Here is a 15,389-nt window from a genome sequence, read left to right on the forward strand (position 1 = left end):
TCCGGGGGTCGGGGAAGGTCAGTTCACGCGGCGGTCGGTGTGCGCCCAGTACGGTTCGCGGACGGCCTTGCGGTCGAGCTTGCCGTTGCGGTTGTAGGGCAGTTCGGGGACGAAGTCGACCGAGCGGGGCTTCTTGAAGCGGTCCAGGCGGGCGGCGCAGAAGCCGGTGATCTCCGCGGCGGTGACCTCGGTGCCCGGCCGGGTCACCACCACCGCCTTGACGGCCTCGCCCCATTCGTCGTCGGGTACGCCGATGACGCACGCCTCCTGCACGGCGGGGTGCTCGTACAGGACGGTCTCGACCTCGGTGCTGTAGATGTTGAAGCCGCCGGAGATGATCATGTCCTTCTTGCGGTCGACGAGGAACAGGTAGCCGTCCTCGCGCATCCAGGCGAGGTCGCCGGTGTGGACCCAGCCGTCGCGGAAGGTCTGGGCGGACAGTTCGGGGGCGCGCCAGTAGCGGCTGACGCAGTCCGGTCCGCGCACGATGATCTCGCCGACCTCGCGGGGCGGCAGGACGCGGCCCTGTTCGTCGACGACCCGGATCTCGGTGTCGTAGGCGGCCCGGCCGCAGGACCGGAGGAGTTCGGGGTCCTCGGTGACGGCGCGGGCGATGTCGGCGCCGGAGAGGCCGGCGACCACGCTGGTGGTCTCGGCGAGCCCGTAGCCCTGGGCGACGACCGGGCCGAAGAGGGCGACGGCGTCGCGCAGCCGCCGCGGGGAGACGGGGGCGCCGCCGATGCGGACGCTGCGCAGGGCGGACAGGTCGCGGCCGGCGGCGCCGGGATGGGCCAGGACCGCGTTGAGCATGGCCGGCACGAGGAAGGTGTCGGTGATCCGCTCCCGCTCCGCGGTGTCCAGGAACGCCTCGGCGCTCCAGGCGGGCAGGACGTGGGTGGTGGAGCCGCCGAAGACGCCGGCCAGCAGGACCATGCCGGTGGCGTGGGTGATGGGGCCGCAGGCCAGGTACCGGGTGTCGGGGCGCGGCCGGGACTCGTCGTTCATCAGGGTCTTGCGCATGTTGGCGAGCCGGTTGCCGGCGGTCTGCACGGCCGCCTTCAGCGCGCCCGTCGAGCCCGAGGTGAAGTTGAGGACGGCGGGCGTGTCCTCGTCGACGTCCACGGCGACGGGCCCGGTGTCCCCCTCGGCGAGCAGTTCGTCGTAGGCGAGGATCCCGGCGTCGCCGGGCGCGGGGTCCAGGGCGACCGGCAGGCAGCCGGTGCCGGACGCGGCGACGGCCGCCATGGCGTCCTCGCGGTGCGCCTCGTCGAAGACCAGGGCGCGGACGGGAGCGTCGCGCAGGATGTGTTCGATCTCGCCGCGGCCGAGTCGGGCGTTGACGGGGACGCGGACCACACCGGCCTTGTAGAGCGCGAACTCGACCTCGACGAGTTCGCCCCGGTTCCAGGCGAGGGAGGCGACCGCGTCGTCGGGTCCGATGCCCCGGGCGACGAGGGCGGCGGCCAGGCGGTTGGCGCGCTCCTCCAGCCGGGCATAGGTCCACGTCCGGTCACCGCAGACCAGGGCGGGGTGTCCGGGCCAGTGGCGGGCGCTGCGCGTGAGGTAGATGCCGAGGTTCAACGACGGACTCCAAGGGCGATGGGCGATCACTGGACGACTTCGTGAATGTTTTCAGACAGGCTGTTCGGAAACGCATGGACTGTCAAGAGTCCGTAGAATGCGGGGATGGCCGAGGACAGACGTATCCGCAAGACCCGGCGGGCCCTGCGGGACGCCCTGGTGGAACTGGTGCTGGAGAAGGGGTTCACGGCGCTGAGCGTCGAGGACATCACCCAGCGCGCCGACGTGGCGCGCGCCACCTTCTACAGCCATTTCCGGGACAAGGACGAGCTGTTCGCCCGGGTGACCCGCGACCTGCTGGACGAGCTGGACGAGCGGCTGCGGCCGGCGGTGGCGGAGAGCGCCGTCGGCTTCACCGGCAAGCCGGTGCTCCGGATGCTGGCGCACGCCCGCGAGGAGCGTGACCTGTACCGGATCGTGCTGCGCGGCGAGGGCGACGGGAAGCCGCTGCGGATGTTCACCGACGCGTGCGCCCGGGTCGCCGCCGCCGAGTTCCGGGGCCGTTCCGAGCGCAACGCGGTCCAGCCGCGCATCGACGCCGGACTGCTGGCGCGGGCCTGGGTCGGCGAGCAGGTGGCGGTGCTCCAGTGGTGGGTCGAGCACGAGACGGAGCCGATGCCCGCCGAGGAGGTCGTGCGCATGCTCCTCGACCTGGCACTGCGCGGGCGCTACTGGGCGACCGGGTTCGACCGGCCCGCCTGACCGCGTCTCACCCCTCCCCGCCGAGCGCCCTGGCGTCCCGGCCGGGCCGGACGGTGACCGCCGCCGCCGTGCCGCACACCGCGAGCACCGCGGCGGAGACCAGGAAGACGGTCGCGTACCCGGAGGTCTCGGTGCCCGCGCCGTCCACCAGCCGGCCGGTGAGGTACGGCACGAACATGCCGGGCAGCGTGCCGGTCGCCGCGACGACGCCGAAGACGGCACCGCGCCGCACGGCGGGGACGACGGCGGCCGTGGTGACGTAGTGCAGCGGCAGGGCGACGGAGTGGCAGGCGAACGCCAGCGCCACCAGCAGCAGTTGGACCGGGCGGCCCGGCGCGAACGGCAGCAGTGCGAGGGCCGCGGCCGACACCAGCACCGCCAGGCCCTGGGCGAGTCCGTCGGCGGCCGGACCCGAACGGCCGCGCCGCCTGCGCCGGTCCAGCAGCGCGGGGACGGTCAGCAGGAGCACCAGGCTCAGTACGGAGACGACGCTGACCATGCCCGACGCCCGTTTCACGGTCATGTCCAGCTCGGTGTGGAGATAGACGGGGAGCCAGGCGCCGGAGAGGGCCAGCGCCCAGTGGGAGCCGAAGGCGCTCAGGATGCCGCCGACGACCGTACGGCTGCGCAGCAGCCGGGAGAGCGGGGGCGGCTGCGCGACGGCGGCCCCGGCCGCGGGGGGCGCCGTCCGGTCCCGCACCGCCGGGAGCGTCTTCCGGTCCTGCCCGCCGTACGGCCCCTCCCGGCCGACGACGCACCACAGCGCGCCCCACACCGCGCTGGTGACCGCCAGCGCGATGAACGCCGAGCGCCAGCCGAAGTCCACGATGAGCCAGGTCAGGATGGGCGCCGAGACGGCCGTGCCGAGGGCCGCCCCGCCGATCTGGAGGGCCGAGGGCATCCCGCGCCGCCCCGGCGGGAACCACGCGTACAGCGCATGCATCGACATGGAGGCGGCGGGCCCCTCGGCGGCGCCGAGCAGCAGCCGGCCCGCGATCAGGGCGGGCACCGTGGCCAGCAGGGCGGGGAGCTGGGCGACCGCCCACAGGGCCGCCATGACCAGCAGCAGGGTGCGGGCCGGCCAGCGGGCCGAGAGCAGTCCGACGACCAGGCCGGTCACGCTGAACAGTACGTAGAAGGCGCTGGAGACCAGGCCATACGTGCTCTTCCCGATGCCGAGTTCGTCCATGAGCGGGACGGCCGCCAGGCCCAGGACGGACTTGTCGGCGTAGTTGATCATCATGAACGCGACGATCAGGCCGAGGACCAGCCAGGAGCGGCGCCGGTCGCGGGGCGGTCCGTCGGCCGGACCGGGGGCGGCGGAGGCACGGGGGGGAACGGGACGGACGACCACGGCGGCTCCACACTGAGTTCCGAAGTGTTGCAGCAATGTTTCCGGACGCGCTGTCCAGTAACTTGCTCCTGGTGCGGTAACGTAAGCCCCGCTTCGGACAGGGGTCAACGGTCGGGCGGGCGTTTTCGGGCGGCCGGACGGCGTTGCCCGTGCCGCGGGGCTCGTGTGCGGCGACGAGGGCGTCGTCACCCTCGACATCGACCCGCACGTCACCGCGGCCGCCCGTGAGCGGCTGCCCGCTCCCGGCCGGCGCCCGCGCGATTTTCACCGACGACGCCAGCCGAGTCCCGCTCGGCCGCTCCCGCCATGGCATGCTCGAACCGCCCGGCGGCAAGACCTCCGGCCCGGAAGACTTCGCCGCCGCGGCGGTCCGCGAGTTCGCCGAGGAGACGGGCCTGGTCGCCGACCCGGCGGATGCGAACGTGGTGACGATGCCGGTCGACGACAGCCACGGCGTCCCGCGGCTCACGGCCGTCGTCCGCACCACCGCGTGGACGGGCATCCTGGCCGATGCGGAGGCGGACGAGTTCGCCCGATGGGAGTTCTTCGACCTGCACGCCCTCGCCTGCGTCGGGGACGTCCTCGTCCCGGCCGCACTCGCGATCGACGGCGTGCGGCCCGGCACCAGCCCGGACCCGCCGCCTGTGGTCTCCTACCCGCTCGCCACCGAGCGGCCGCCCGTGCCGGGTGAGGCCGTCCGGCTGCACCACGCGATGGCCCAGACGGTGATCGACGGCGGCGGGGCCCCATCCGACCCCGTCCGCGACGCGCCGCGCACGGTGCGGGCGTCCCCGTCATCCAGCCGTCGTGTACGGCCCCTGTGAGGTCACCGCGGCGTACTCGTTCACCAGGAGCGGGGCCGCGCCGGGGTCCGGTTCCCGGTCCTCGCCGGTCCTGCCGTCCAGCACGATGGGGTTCCCCGGCCGGCCGTCCGTCAGCAGCCGGCCGTAGACCGCCCCGTGGAACGCGGTCAGGAGCAGCGGTGCCTCGCGGCCCCCGGTGTCGGAGACGCCGCCCACCCGCCACAGGCGCTTGCCGCTCGCCGCGCCGTACCCGGCCAGTTCCCCGCCCCCGGTGGTGCGCGCGAAGCAGACGGTGTAGGCCCGCTGGTCGTAGACGCAACGGTCGACCTCGTGCAGCCTCTCGCCGAAGCCCTCGACGTCCTCGGGCCGTCCGTCGGACATCCGCAGCACCTGGTCCCCTCCGTAGTCGGCGGGTTCGCTGACGTGGAGCAGCTCCGGGGAGAACGCTCCGACCCCGACGTCCGAGGTGAAGGTGTCCGACCGCCACCGCTGCCTCCCCGTGGCCGCGTCCAGCGCCGTCACCGCGGTCTCTCCCCCGGCGTGGTCCGTGCCCACGGCTTTCCCGCCCTCGACGAAGCGCCCCTCGAACTCGCCCCGCGCCCACACCCGTTCGCCGGTCGCCAGATCGACTCCGTACGTGGTCGGGTAGCCGAGATCACCACCCAGGACGAGCACGGCGGTGCTGCCCGAAACCCCCACGACCTCGCAGGAGTAGCCCCCCACCGGGATGTCCAGCGGGACCCGCAGCGCGGCTCGCCCGGAACCGGTGTCCACCGCGACCAGCTCGTACGTCCGGCTGTCGGCGGTGGTCCCGGTCCCCTCGACCACGGTGGGGAAGACGCCGACGGCCAGCCGCTTGCCGCCGACCGTCCCGGCACCGGGCCGGGCCCGTTCGCACAGCGGCGCCTTCGCCTCCGGGGTGCCCTCGGCGTAGTCCTCGGGCAGTGTCCCCCCGGGGCCCACGCCGTCGCCGACCCGCTCACCGGAGGCCAGGTCGACGACCACGATCTCTCCGCGTCCCGAGGCGTACGTGTACGCCTTCCGGCCGTCCAGCGCGACCGATGCGACGTCGACGCCGTCGAGATCCGCCGCGGCCGTACGGCTGAACCGCAGGGGCGGATCGTGCGCCACGAGCGGCGCGGTGGTCTCCGCCGGCTCGGTGCTCCCCGCCTCGGCCGTCCTGCCGCGGCCGGTGTCCTTCGCCCCGTCCGGCGGCCCGGCCTGGTGCCCTCCGCCGCAACCGACCGCGAACAGCAGTGACGCGGCCGCTACGGCCGCTCGCCCGCGCGATCCAGCGCGCATGCTTCCCCCTTCGGCGCCCGACTCGGCCGGAGCCGGGGCGGTCGACGGCGGCGGCGGAGCCCCCGGCCCCGGAGGGCCGCGGGGTCAGCGGCACGCCGATACCAGTCTCTCGGTGTCCTTCCGCAACTCCTTGTGCGCCTCGTCCAGCCCCGCCTTGTACGTCTTGGCGTCGGTGATGTCGTCCCGGTCCAGGGCGGCGTGGAACTTCGTCTCGTTCTCGCTCATCGTCCGGGACGAGCTCCCCATGTCGCGCAGCGCGGAGCCGACGTCCGCGTCGCCCGCGGCGTCCGCGGCCGCGTCGAGGTTGGCCGCGAGCGAGTTGAGGGAGGCGGCGGTCATCTTGTCGTACGTGCTCTGGTTGTTCTGGAGCACCCGTACGGCGCGTGCGCAGCCGTCGGGTGCGCCGTCCGGCGTCCGGGCCGTACCGGGACCGCTGTCCGGGGCACGGCTCGGGCCGTGGTGGACCCGGTCCGGTGCCGCCCCCGTCCCGACGGAGTCTGACGCTGAACCTGAGGGTGAGACCGAAGGCGGGGGCGCGGTCGCCGACGGCGTGGACGAATGCCGGAACCGGTCCCCGACGGCGTCGACCACCTTGCCCGGGCCGATCACGAAGAAGGCGGCCAGGGCGAGGGCGCCGATCAGCAGGAGACCGTCGCCCCAGCCGAACGCGGCGAGGGCCCTGATCCGGTCGGCACCGGGGCCCGCGGCCGGAGAACGCGCCGGTTCGGGCTCCTTCGCGGCCTTGGTCTTCGCGGCCTTCGTCTTCGCGGGCGCCGTCTTGACGGATGTCGTCCTGACGGACGCCGTCCGCGCCGGCTTCGTCTTCGCCGGCTTCTTGACGGGCTTCGTCTTCGCGGTCCCGCCGGTGTCCCGCGCCTTCTCCGGCCGGGCCGGTGCGAACCGCCCGGCGTCGAAGGCGCACAGGGTCGTCGCCACGTTCTCCGGCAGCCACGAGCCGGCGAGGGTGAGCGTCTGGCCCGCCGTCCGCTTCCTGGCGTACACCATGACCTGCTCGACCGACGGCCGCTTCTCCGGGTTGCGGGCCAGGCAGCGCTTGGCGACGGTCCGCAGCGGGGGCGGGCAGCCGTCCAGGTCGGGCGGCTCCTTGAGGGCCCGGTGGAACAGCGCCTCGGCGTTGCCCTCGCCGAAGGCCGCCCGTCCGGTCGCGGCGAACACGGCCAGGTGCCCGAGCGCGAACACGTCCGTGGCCGCGGTGACCGGCCGGCCGCGGATCTGCTCGGGGGACATGAAGGCCGGCGTGCCGACGCGGACGTGGGCGCTGCTGACCGAGGACGCGTCGGCGGCGTGGGCGATGCCGAAGTCGATGACCCGGGGGCCGTCCTCCGCGAGGAGGATGTCGGCGGGCTTGAGGTCGCGGTGGACCAGGCCGCACGAGTGGATCGCGGTGAGCCCCTCGGCGACCCCGGCCAGCAGCCGGAACACGGCGGGCAGGGGCAGCGGACCGTGTTCGGCGACCGCCTGCCGGAGGGAGGGGCCCGGCACGTACACGGTGGCCAGCCAGGGGAGCGCGGCCTCGCTGTCGGCGTCGACCACCGCCGCGGTGCAGAGGCCGTGGACCCGCCGGGCGGCCTCGACCTCCTTGCGGAAGCGGCGCCGGAACTCCTCGTCCTGGGCGTGGTCGGGCCGTACGACCTTCACCGCGAGCGCCCGGCCACCAGGACTGAAGGCGAGGTAGACCCGGCCCATGCCGCCCGCCCCGAGCCGCGCCCGCAACGCGTAGCCGCCCACCTCGACGGGATCGTCGTCGTCGAGCGGCGCGAACTGGACGGCCATCCCCTGTCCCCCGTGAAGCCACCGGACCGTACTACTGAGGTGTCCGGCAGCATCCCACGAACCGCGGGCCGGTACACGGGTTGCCAGCGGATTGCGCGTCACCGGCGCGGTTCCGCCCCACGTCCGCCGCTCCGTCGCAGCTCTGTCCGGCTCCGTCCGCCACCGGAACCCCGGCCGCTCGCGGCTCCCACGGCCGGAGGCGGCGGCCCGCCGGCCCCGCCGCGCCGCGGCGGACCGCCCGGGGCGCAGCGGGTCAGCGGGCGCCTCGCCGCCGCCGGCGCTCGCCGGCCGCCCGCGCCTTGGCGTTCAGCCGTGCCCGGCCCGCCGACAGCAGCAGCGCCACCGGGGTGGCGAGCAGACCGATCAGGAGAGCGTGGGTCCAGTCCATGCCGTCACGGCGGTACCGCAGCAACAGGACCATGAGGGCGTACACCAGGGCGACGACCGCTGCGGTTCTGATCGGCTTCTGCGGGTTCATGTCCTCCTGGTGCCCCCGGCCCGCGCCGGTATGGACCCGGTCCGGTCGGCGGCCGGACGGCCTCCGGACCGTCAGGAGGCCGCAACGGACGGGCAGTTGCCCGCGTGAGATGACTACCGGCGGGTAACCGGCGATGTCATGAGCACTTTCCACACTCGGCCGCAGCTGTTGCCGCCATCGCCGTCGCCCGGGTGGGCCGGTGGGCCGCCGTCCGCCGCCGCCACCGCCCTCGTCCCCGCTCCGGTCCCCGGGAGGTAAGCGTGCTGTTCCTGGTCGCCGCCCTGCTCCTGCTGGGCATCGTCGTCGGCTCGGCCGCCTACCTCCCCTGGCCCGTGACACTGGTGCTCGGCGCGGTCATCGCCGTCTGGCTCCTCGTGTTCGCGGGACGCGAGCGGCGCCGCCGCGACCGGACGAGGAGGGCCTGACCATGCGGCTGACCGCGCCCCCTTCGGCCCGTACGGGCCGGCGGGACACCGAGGGCATGGCCGTGGCCTCCTTCGTCCTCGGGCTCGTCGGGCTGCTCGTCCTGAACCTCGTCCTCGGCCCCATCGCCATCACGCTGGCCGTCATGGCCCTGCGCCGGGACACCCCGCGCCGGTTCCGCGCGCTCCTCGGCCTGGGGCTGGGCGTGGCGGACCTGGCCCTCCTCGCCGCCCTGACGGCCGTGCACGGTACGGCGTCCCTGTCGGTCTGGGGCGGCTGACCGGGGGCAGGGCCGACGGCACCGGTACGCCCTCCCCGCGGCCCGCCTCCCGGGCCCTCCGCGGTCACCGGCGGGGTCGGCCCGGACGGCGCGGCGGGGCCGCCTTCCGTAGGCTGAGGAGACCCGGTCCTCCCTCCGGGAGGCCAGCCGCAGGCGGGAGACGGTCGTGATCGAACTGGCCGCGGTGTTCGCGGTCGCCGGGGCGGCGAGCAACGCCGTGGGGACCGCGTTCCAGCGCAAGGCCGCGTCGGCCAGCAGCCGCGGCGGCCTCCGTCTGCTCGCGGAGCTGGTCCGCCGGCCGTTCTGGGTGATCGGCATGGCCGGCGTGGTCTGCGCCGCTGTGTTCCAGAGCCTGGCGCTGGTCAACGGCCCGCTCGCGCTGGTGCAGCCGCTGTTCATCCTGGAACTGCCCTTCGCGCTGCTCGTCGCCGCCCCGCTGATGCACCGGCGGCTGCCGCGCTCGGGCTGGTGGGGGGTCGGCGGCTGCGTGGCGGGCCTCGCCGTCCTGCTGATCGCCGCCGCCCCGCACGGCGCGAGCGACCAGGCGTCACTCGCCCGGTGGATCCCGGCCGTGTGCCTGTGCGTCGGCGCGATGACCGCCGCGGTGCTGCTGGCCGGCCGCGGGCGCCCGCCGGCCCGGCGCGCCGCGTCACTGGCCGCCGCCTCCGCGATCGGCAACGCGCTGACCGCCGCGCTGCTGAAGTCGGCCAGCGGGACCTTCGCCGACCAAGGATTCGTCGCGTTCCTGCGCTCCTGGCAGACGTACGGCTTCGCGCTGGCCGGCGCCGCCGCCGTGCTCCTGCTGGAGAACGCGTTGCAGGCCGGTCCCCTGGCGGCGGCCCAGCCCGCGCTGACCATCGGGGACGCGGTGGTCAGCCTCACGCTGGGCATCACCCTCTTCGGCGAACGGATCCGCACCGGGTGGTGGCTGGTGCCCGAGGCGTGCGGGGCCCTGCTGATCGTCGCGGGGGTGCTGGTCCTCAGCCGGGCCGTCCAGCGCATCTCCGTGCGGCCGGTCCCGGCCGAGGAGGCGGACCCCGTCAGGTGAACCCACCCAGGCGGCGGCGGCCCGCTCCTGCCGGAGCACCGGCGTCCTGCGGGCCGGGACGGCACCGGTGTGGTCGACGGCGCCCAGTGGCGGACGGGCCGGGGCCGTCAGCGCGGCCGGGTCAGCCGCACCTCCTCCACGCCCAGCAGACCGAGCAGCGGCACCTTCGCGACCCGCTGGCCGGGGTCGACGACCAGGCCGGAGTCGCGGATCAGGTCCAGCAGCAGTTCGGCCAGCGGCATGACCATGTGCCGACCCCAGCAGCGTTCCGAGGAGTGGCCGAACGGCAGGTAGCCCGGGGTGGCGTCGGGGTCGAGGCCGTCCCAGCGCTCCGGGCGGAAGTCGTCCGGGTCGTCCCAGAGCGCGGGGTCCCGGTGCGACAGCAGGGGCAGCACCAGGACGTCGTCCCGCGCGCCGATCCGGCCGTCGACGGCCGGGTACTCGGGCGAGGCGTTGCGCAGGATGTTCCACGAGGGCGGCAGGAGCCGCAGCGACTCCAGGACGACGTCGCGGTGGGACGTGCCGGGGGCGAACGGCGCGCCGAGCCAGAGCGCGTTGGCCACCAGGGTGGAGACGGTGAAGCACACCGGGGCCGCGGCCCTGCGGTACATGCCCATGGCGTACCGCCGCTCCTGGTACCCCCGCGCCTGCGCCGCGCGGCCCGCGAGACCGGTGAGCCGGGCGTCCGGGCGCGGCCAGCCGGGCAGTGCGGCACCGACCGCGATCACCGACCAGGTGAGTTTGGGGGTGAGCTCCAGGTTGCGGCTCATCAGCATCCGCAGCCGGTACGGGTCCCGGCCGAGGATGAGGTCGCGCAGGAAGAGGTGGCCGGTCAGCGGCCAGGGGCCGGCGAGGTCCACGTCCTCGCGCAGGGGTCCGGCGAGCGCCTCGCGCACGTCGTTGCCGATGGTGCGGGTGACCGTGGAGGCCTCGGTACGGGTGATGGAGCGCCCCTGCAGCGGCTTGAAGGTGGGACGTTCGGTCTCGGTCGCCCGGCGCGCGGCCAGGACGCGGTCGGCGACCTCCGGTCCCGCGACCCCGACGGTGTCGGGTTCGAGCCGGAAGACGTCCTGGCCCAGGTGCTCGCCGATCAGCGCGGCGAGCCGCGGGGCGAGCACGGTGGTGCGCGCACGCGCGGTGGAAGACGGCGGCATGGACTCCTCCGATGGGGGCGGGACGGGGGAAGGCGTGGGGCGGCGGGCACCGCTGTCCGGCCGGACCGCCGGGCGGCCCGACCGGACAACGATGTCACCGCCTGTGTGCGCGGCGGCGCCGGATCAGTACCAGATGTACCAGGCGTTGGCCTTGAGGCTCTTGCCCGCGGCAACCTTGTTGCGGATGGCGAAAAGAAGCTTCATCTCTGCACCTCCCCTCGGGGACGGACGGGTGACACGCGTCGTCCCCGGAGCGGTCCGGTGAAGATCACGCGTCGGCGACCCCCGGAACCTTCCCGTGCTCGTTCACCGGCTAATCACCAGAACGTTCAAAGACGCAGCCAGACAGTCACTTTCGGACTTTCGACGATCATCGGTGATCCGGTGTGACCCGCCGCTCCGGCGCGCGGAATCGCCGCCGCCCCGGAACCGCACGCACAGGTCGCGGGCCGTGCCGACTGCCCGGATGCCGGACAGCGCGTCGTCCGCAGCGGACGCGCGCGCCACCGCCGACGGCCGCGCGAGCGGCCGGAGGTTGGCCGGATACCGGCGCCCGTGCCGCCCGCCTCCCCGGCACGGGTCGCCCGCCCCCTCGCCCGGCACGCGGGCCACCGGCTCAGCGCTCGGCCCGTACCGGGTGGCGGCTCATGATCGAGACCCGGTTGAACGCGTTGATGGTCACGGCCACCCAGATCACCGCGGAGATCTGGTCATCGGTGAGGAGGTCCCGGGCCGCGGCGCAGGCGGCGTCCTGGGCGGCGGTGTCGGCGGCGGCGGTGACCGCCTCGGCCAGGGCCAGGGCGGCCCGTTCGACGGGGGTGAACAGGCCGGTGTCGCGCCAGGCGGCCAGCACGCCGAGGCGTTCGGGCGTGTCGCCCGCCCGCAGCGCGGCCCGGGTGTGCACGTGCAGGCAGTAGGCGCAGCCGTTCAGCTGCGAGACACGGAGGTTGACGAGCTCCACCAGGACCCGGTCGAGACCGGCCTCCGCGGCGACCGCGCGGACCGCCTCGGACGTCTGCACCAGGGCGTGGTACGCCTTCGGACTCTGCTTGTCGATGAAGATCCGCCGGGTGGCGCCGGCCGGGGCGGGACTGGACAACCTGGACTCCTCCGGACTCATTTTTGTTGAATCCGAAACTACCATGCCGCAGGGCGGCGGTCCCCCTCCGCCGCCCCGCCGGCCCGTCCGCCTGCCGACGCGTCCGTCCGCGTGCCGACGCCTCCGTCAGGCGGTCGACGGTCCGTCAGGCGTTCCACGCATCCGTCAGGCGGCCCACGCGCCCGTCAAGCGGTCGACCGCGGGCACGAGACGTCGCCGGACGGCAGACGGCCCGTCGCGAGGTAGGAGTTGACCGTCGTGTCGACGCACGAGCTGCCGAAGACCCCGTAGACGGCGTGCTGGTTCGCGCCCCGCAGGGTCACCAGGCGGGAGCTGGGCCAGTCGCGGCGCACCGTCCGGGCACCGTCGTAGACGGTGCGCGGGTCGCCGGTGGCGTTCACGAGCAGGGCCGGCAGGTCGTCGCGGATCGTGGTCACGCGTTCGCGCGGCGGGTCCCAGAACGCGCACGGGTTGATGTCGTTCGTGACGGGGGCGAACAGCCGGTCCCCCGTCCCGGCGCGGCGCAGGTCGCGCCAGTACGTCTCCGGGTCGCGGGGCGCGGCCACGTCCCCGCACAGGATGGCCGTCTGCGCGCTGCCGTACGCCGAGTCGTGCCCGGTCAGCAGGAAGTCGAGGGTCGAGGCCAGCCACGGGGACGGCGGGACCGGGCGGCCCTCGGCGGCGCGCCGCAGGTCCCGGATCCCCTCGGCGAAGCCGCCGTAGGCCGTGGGGTCGTCCTGCGAGAGGCCGTTGAACACGATGACGGGCAGGAGGTGCGCGTCGACCCGGTCGCGCCCGACGCGCAGCGGTGTGCGGGCGGCGGCCGACCGGACGGCCTCCACGGTCCTCAGCACCGCGCTCCCGGTGCGCCCCAGCCCGTAGGCCGTGTCGTGCGCGGCGGCCCAGTCCGCCCAGTCGCGCAGGGCGTGCCGGTTGGCCTGCTCGGTGCCCCGCAGCAGCCGGGGCCCGTAGCGGGCGGGGGCGGCGACGCCGTCCAGGACGACCCGGTCGGTGCGTCCGGGGAACATCGTCGCGTACACCTGGCCGAGGTAGGTGCCGTAGGAGTAGCCCAGGTAGGAGATCCTGCGCTCACCCAGCGCCGCGCGGATCACGTCCAGGTCGCGCGCGGTGTTCCGGGTGGTCGCGTACGGCAGCAGGTCCCCGGCGCGGGCGCGGCAGCGGCGGGCCAGGTCGGCGGCGAAGGCGGTCATCCGGTCGAAGCCCGCACGGCCGGCGCCGGCTCCGCGGATCATGCTGCCCGTCGGCCACCCGCAGTCCAGCGGGGTGCTCCGGCCGACGAAGCGGGGGTCCACGCCCACCACGTCGTAGCGTGCGCCGACGTCCCGCATCGCGCCGCGCACCCAGGGCGGGTCGCCGATCGTCTGTCCGCCGGGGCCGCCGCTGTTGAGTAGCAGCGCGCCGATCCGGTGGGCGGTGTCGGTGCCCCGGATCCGGGAGATCGCGACGTGGATCGTGCGGCCGTCGGGGCGGTCGTAGTCCAGCGGGACGGTGACGTCGGCGCAGCGGGCGCCGGCCCGTTCCAGTTCCCCGCCGGTGGTGTCGCCGGGCCCGAGCAGGCAGCTCTTCCAGTGGAGCCGCTGGTGGTGGAAGCGGGCCAGGGGGTCGCCGGCCGGGTGGGGCGCGGCGGACGGGGCGGGTGCGGCCCCGACGCCCACAGCGCCCGCCAGGGCGAGGGCGACGGCCGCGGCGAGCCGCCCGGCGCGGCGGCGCGGGCGCGGCCGGCGTCCGCCGTCCGGGGTGGTGGAGCGGGTCATGCGGCGGTCCTTTCGGTGGGTGCGTTCTCGCAGAGGGCCTGGTCGACGACGTCGAGTAAGTCCAGTTCGGCCGGGAGCGTGGCGGGCACCTCGTTCAGGGCGACGGCGGCGCGGCGGCCGTCCGGGCCGACGGCGACGAGCGCACGGTGCCCGCCCGGCACGGTCCCGGCGTGGCCCCACCAGGTGCCGCCGCAGGACAGCGGTGACGAGATGACGCCGAGCCCGTAGCGGGCGCCGGGCCAGAGCCGGTCCGGGTCGGCGGCCACCGTCCGCCGCATCTCGGCGAGTTGGGGTGCGGGCAGCAGCCGGCCGGTGAACAGGGCGGCGGCGAACCGGGACAGGTCGGCGGGGGTGGACACCAGGGCGCCGCCGACGCCGCCGAAGGTGGTGTTCCAGTCGGTGCCGTCCGTCTCGCGGCCGCCGTCCGCCGTGTAGTAACTGCGGGAGTGCGGGCCCCGGATGCGGGTCCCGTCACCCGGCCAGTAGGTGTCGCGCAGGCCCAGGGGCGCGATGACGCGGCGGGTGATCTCCGCCTCCGGGCCGCGGCCGGTGACCTCGCGGACGATCAGGCCGGCGACGAGGTAGTTGGTGGTCGCGTAGTGCCAGGCCCGCCGGGGGCGCGGCAGTTCCAGGGCGCGGGCGACGAGCCGGCGCGGCTCGAAGTGCCGGTACCGCAGGCGTTCGGGGTGTTCCCACTCGGGCGCGTCGAGGTAGTCGGGGAGTCCGCTGGTGTGCCGCAGGAGCTGGCGCACGGTGATCCGGCGGCCGTCGTGGCCGCCCCCGCGGATCAGGCCGGGCAGGTAGCGCTCGACGGGTGCGTCCAGGGACAGCCGGTGGTCGGCGGCCAGTTGCAGGACGACCGTCGCGGTGAACGTCTTGGTGACGCTGCCCACGCGGAGCCGGTCGGTGGCGTTCATCGGGCGGCGGGTGCGCAGGTCGGCCACGCCTTCGGTCACCGTCCAGCGGGCGCAGCGGGCGGCCGGGCCGGGGGTGGTCACCAGGACCGCGGCGCCGGCGATCCCGTCGTGCGCCACCAGCCGGTGCACGGACCGGGCCACCGCGGGGTGCGGGCCGCACGCGGGGGCCGCGGCCCGGGGCGGCTGGGCGACGGCGGCCGGTGCGGTGGCGAGCAGGCAGGTCGCGGCCACGGCGGTGAGGCCGGCGCGCCGGCGAAATGTGTTCTTCCGTAAGGGGATTGTCATGGGGACCCACGCTAGGCAGCGCACCGGGGGGTCCTCATTCCGGCAGGCAGGCGCATCGGTGCGGGGGGCAGCACCAGGGCGGAGGGGAGGCGAACCCCCGGTGCCGTTCCCCGCTCCGAACACGCCCCCGTCCCGGCGGCGGTCTCGGCGGCCGTCGGGTTCCGGCCGTTCCCGGGCGGGCGGGTTTGTCCGGCGGCGGGCCATGCGCCCGCGGCCTCACACAGCAGTGCCAAGGGTGAACCGCGGTCGTCGGGCCGTCCGCCGGTCCGCGGGCTGGCACGCTGCACGGGAGACGATCCGGCCCGGCACCCGAGCGCGGGCCGTGAGGTGGCGGAGGGTCCGCTCGTCGCCGCTGGGGGGGCAGGAGTGACGGTTGACGAGGTCGTCGGCGGTG

The 15,389-nt window shown here is 75.1% G+C and carries 15 protein-coding genes; 5 read left to right on the top strand and 10 right to left on the bottom strand.

All coding sequences use genetic code 11. From position 1 onward, the window contains the following. Nucleotides 1–18 precede the first annotated feature (18 nt). Complete coding sequence (locus ACZ4K2_RS00220) at nucleotides 19–1,581, bottom strand: class I adenylate-forming enzyme family protein (protein WP_467477529.1); 1,563 nt, start codon at nucleotides 1,579–1,581, stop codon at nucleotides 19–21. 105 nt (nucleotides 1,582–1,686) lie between these two features. Here ACZ4K2_RS00220 and ACZ4K2_RS00225 point away from each other — a divergent pair, with 105 nt between their 5' ends. Further along, a complete protein-coding gene (locus tag ACZ4K2_RS00225) occupies nucleotides 1,687–2,283 on the top strand; it encodes a TetR/AcrR family transcriptional regulator (protein ID WP_467477532.1) in 597 nt (198 codons plus the stop codon). A gap of 7 nt (nucleotides 2,284–2,290) precedes the next feature. Here ACZ4K2_RS00225 and ACZ4K2_RS00230 read toward each other — a convergent pair whose 3' ends face one another. Then, the gene (locus ACZ4K2_RS00230; RefSeq protein WP_467477535.1) at nucleotides 2,291–3,637 is read right to left on the bottom strand and encodes an MFS transporter; all 1,347 of its coding nucleotides are present in this window, start codon (nucleotides 3,635–3,637) and stop codon (nucleotides 2,291–2,293) included. A 224-nt stretch (nucleotides 3,638–3,861) separates the two neighbouring features. On the opposite strand from ACZ4K2_RS00230, the gene ACZ4K2_RS00235 reads away from it, so the two are divergent. Beyond that, nucleotides 3,862–4,461 carry an NUDIX domain-containing protein gene (locus ACZ4K2_RS00235; RefSeq protein WP_467477538.1) on the top strand — a complete coding sequence of 200 codons (600 nt, stop codon included), beginning with the start codon at nucleotides 3,862–3,864 and terminating at the stop codon, nucleotides 4,459–4,461. On the opposite strand, the gene ACZ4K2_RS00240 is transcribed toward ACZ4K2_RS00235, so the two are convergent. From ACZ4K2_RS00240 to ACZ4K2_RS00250, 3 genes are all read right to left on the bottom strand, one after another. Further along, on the bottom strand, nucleotides 4,432–5,742 hold the full coding sequence (locus ACZ4K2_RS00240; RefSeq protein ID WP_467477540.1) for an outer membrane protein assembly factor BamB family protein: 1,311 nt from the start codon (nucleotides 5,740–5,742) through the stop codon (nucleotides 4,432–4,434). The two genes, ACZ4K2_RS00235 and ACZ4K2_RS00240, sit on opposite strands and share 30 nt — an antisense overlap. 84 nt (nucleotides 5,743–5,826) lie before the next feature. After that, a complete protein-coding gene (locus tag ACZ4K2_RS00245) occupies nucleotides 5,827–7,536 on the bottom strand; it encodes a serine/threonine-protein kinase (protein WP_467477542.1) in 1,710 nt (569 codons plus the stop codon). Between the two features lie 253 nt (nucleotides 7,537–7,789). Continuing rightward, entirely contained in the window at nucleotides 7,790–8,014 is a 225-nt protein-coding gene (locus ACZ4K2_RS00250) for a hypothetical protein (RefSeq protein WP_467477544.1), read from the bottom strand. Between the two features lie 260 nt (nucleotides 8,015–8,274). Between ACZ4K2_RS00250 and ACZ4K2_RS00255 the strand changes: the two genes are divergently transcribed. The 3 genes from ACZ4K2_RS00255 to ACZ4K2_RS00265 all read left to right on the top strand — a co-directional run bounded on the left by ACZ4K2_RS00255 (nucleotide 8,275) and on the right by ACZ4K2_RS00265 (nucleotide 9,765). After that, nucleotides 8,275–8,439 carry a hypothetical protein gene (locus ACZ4K2_RS00255; protein WP_467477547.1) on the top strand — a complete coding sequence of 55 codons (165 nt, stop codon included), beginning with the start codon at nucleotides 8,275–8,277 and terminating at the stop codon, nucleotides 8,437–8,439. A 2-nt stretch (nucleotides 8,440–8,441) separates the two neighbouring features. Beyond that, nucleotides 8,442–8,717 (top strand): DUF4190 domain-containing protein, encoded by a 276-nt coding sequence (locus tag ACZ4K2_RS00260; RefSeq protein WP_467477550.1) that lies wholly within the window; start codon nucleotides 8,442–8,444, stop codon nucleotides 8,715–8,717. A gap of 166 nt (nucleotides 8,718–8,883) precedes the next feature. Then, on the top strand, nucleotides 8,884–9,765 hold the full coding sequence (locus tag ACZ4K2_RS00265) for a DMT family transporter (RefSeq protein ID WP_467477552.1): 882 nt from the start codon (nucleotides 8,884–8,886) through the stop codon (nucleotides 9,763–9,765). A 107-nt stretch (nucleotides 9,766–9,872) separates the two neighbouring features. Here ACZ4K2_RS00265 and ACZ4K2_RS00270 read toward each other — a convergent pair whose 3' ends face one another. The 5 genes from ACZ4K2_RS00270 to ACZ4K2_RS00290 form a co-directional block, all read right to left on the bottom strand. Further along, the gene (locus ACZ4K2_RS00270) at nucleotides 9,873–10,919 is read right to left on the bottom strand and encodes a cytochrome P450 (RefSeq protein ID WP_467477554.1); all 1,047 of its coding nucleotides are present in this window, start codon (nucleotides 10,917–10,919) and stop codon (nucleotides 9,873–9,875) included. 123 nt (nucleotides 10,920–11,042) lie between these two features. Beyond that, nucleotides 11,043–11,123, bottom strand: coding sequence for a tryptorubin family RiPP precursor (locus tag ACZ4K2_RS00275; protein WP_467477828.1), 81 nt, complete (start codon nucleotides 11,121–11,123; stop codon nucleotides 11,043–11,045). 412 nt (nucleotides 11,124–11,535) lie between these two features. After that, nucleotides 11,536–12,039: a carboxymuconolactone decarboxylase family protein gene (locus tag ACZ4K2_RS00280; protein WP_467477556.1), complete on the bottom strand. Its 504-nt coding sequence runs from the start codon at nucleotides 12,037–12,039 to the stop codon at nucleotides 11,536–11,538. Between the two features lie 164 nt (nucleotides 12,040–12,203). Next, complete coding sequence (locus ACZ4K2_RS00285) at nucleotides 12,204–13,793, bottom strand: alpha/beta fold hydrolase (RefSeq protein WP_467477559.1); 1,590 nt, start codon at nucleotides 13,791–13,793, stop codon at nucleotides 12,204–12,206. Further along, complete coding sequence (locus tag ACZ4K2_RS00290) at nucleotides 13,790–14,995, bottom strand: serine hydrolase domain-containing protein (RefSeq protein WP_467477562.1); 1,206 nt, start codon at nucleotides 14,993–14,995, stop codon at nucleotides 13,790–13,792. Before ACZ4K2_RS00290 ends, ACZ4K2_RS00285 begins: the two co-directional genes overlap by 4 nt. Nucleotides 14,996–15,389: the final 394 nt, after the last annotated feature.

The sequence above is a fragment of the Streptomyces sp. NPDC025833 genome, from assembly GCF_055558055.1.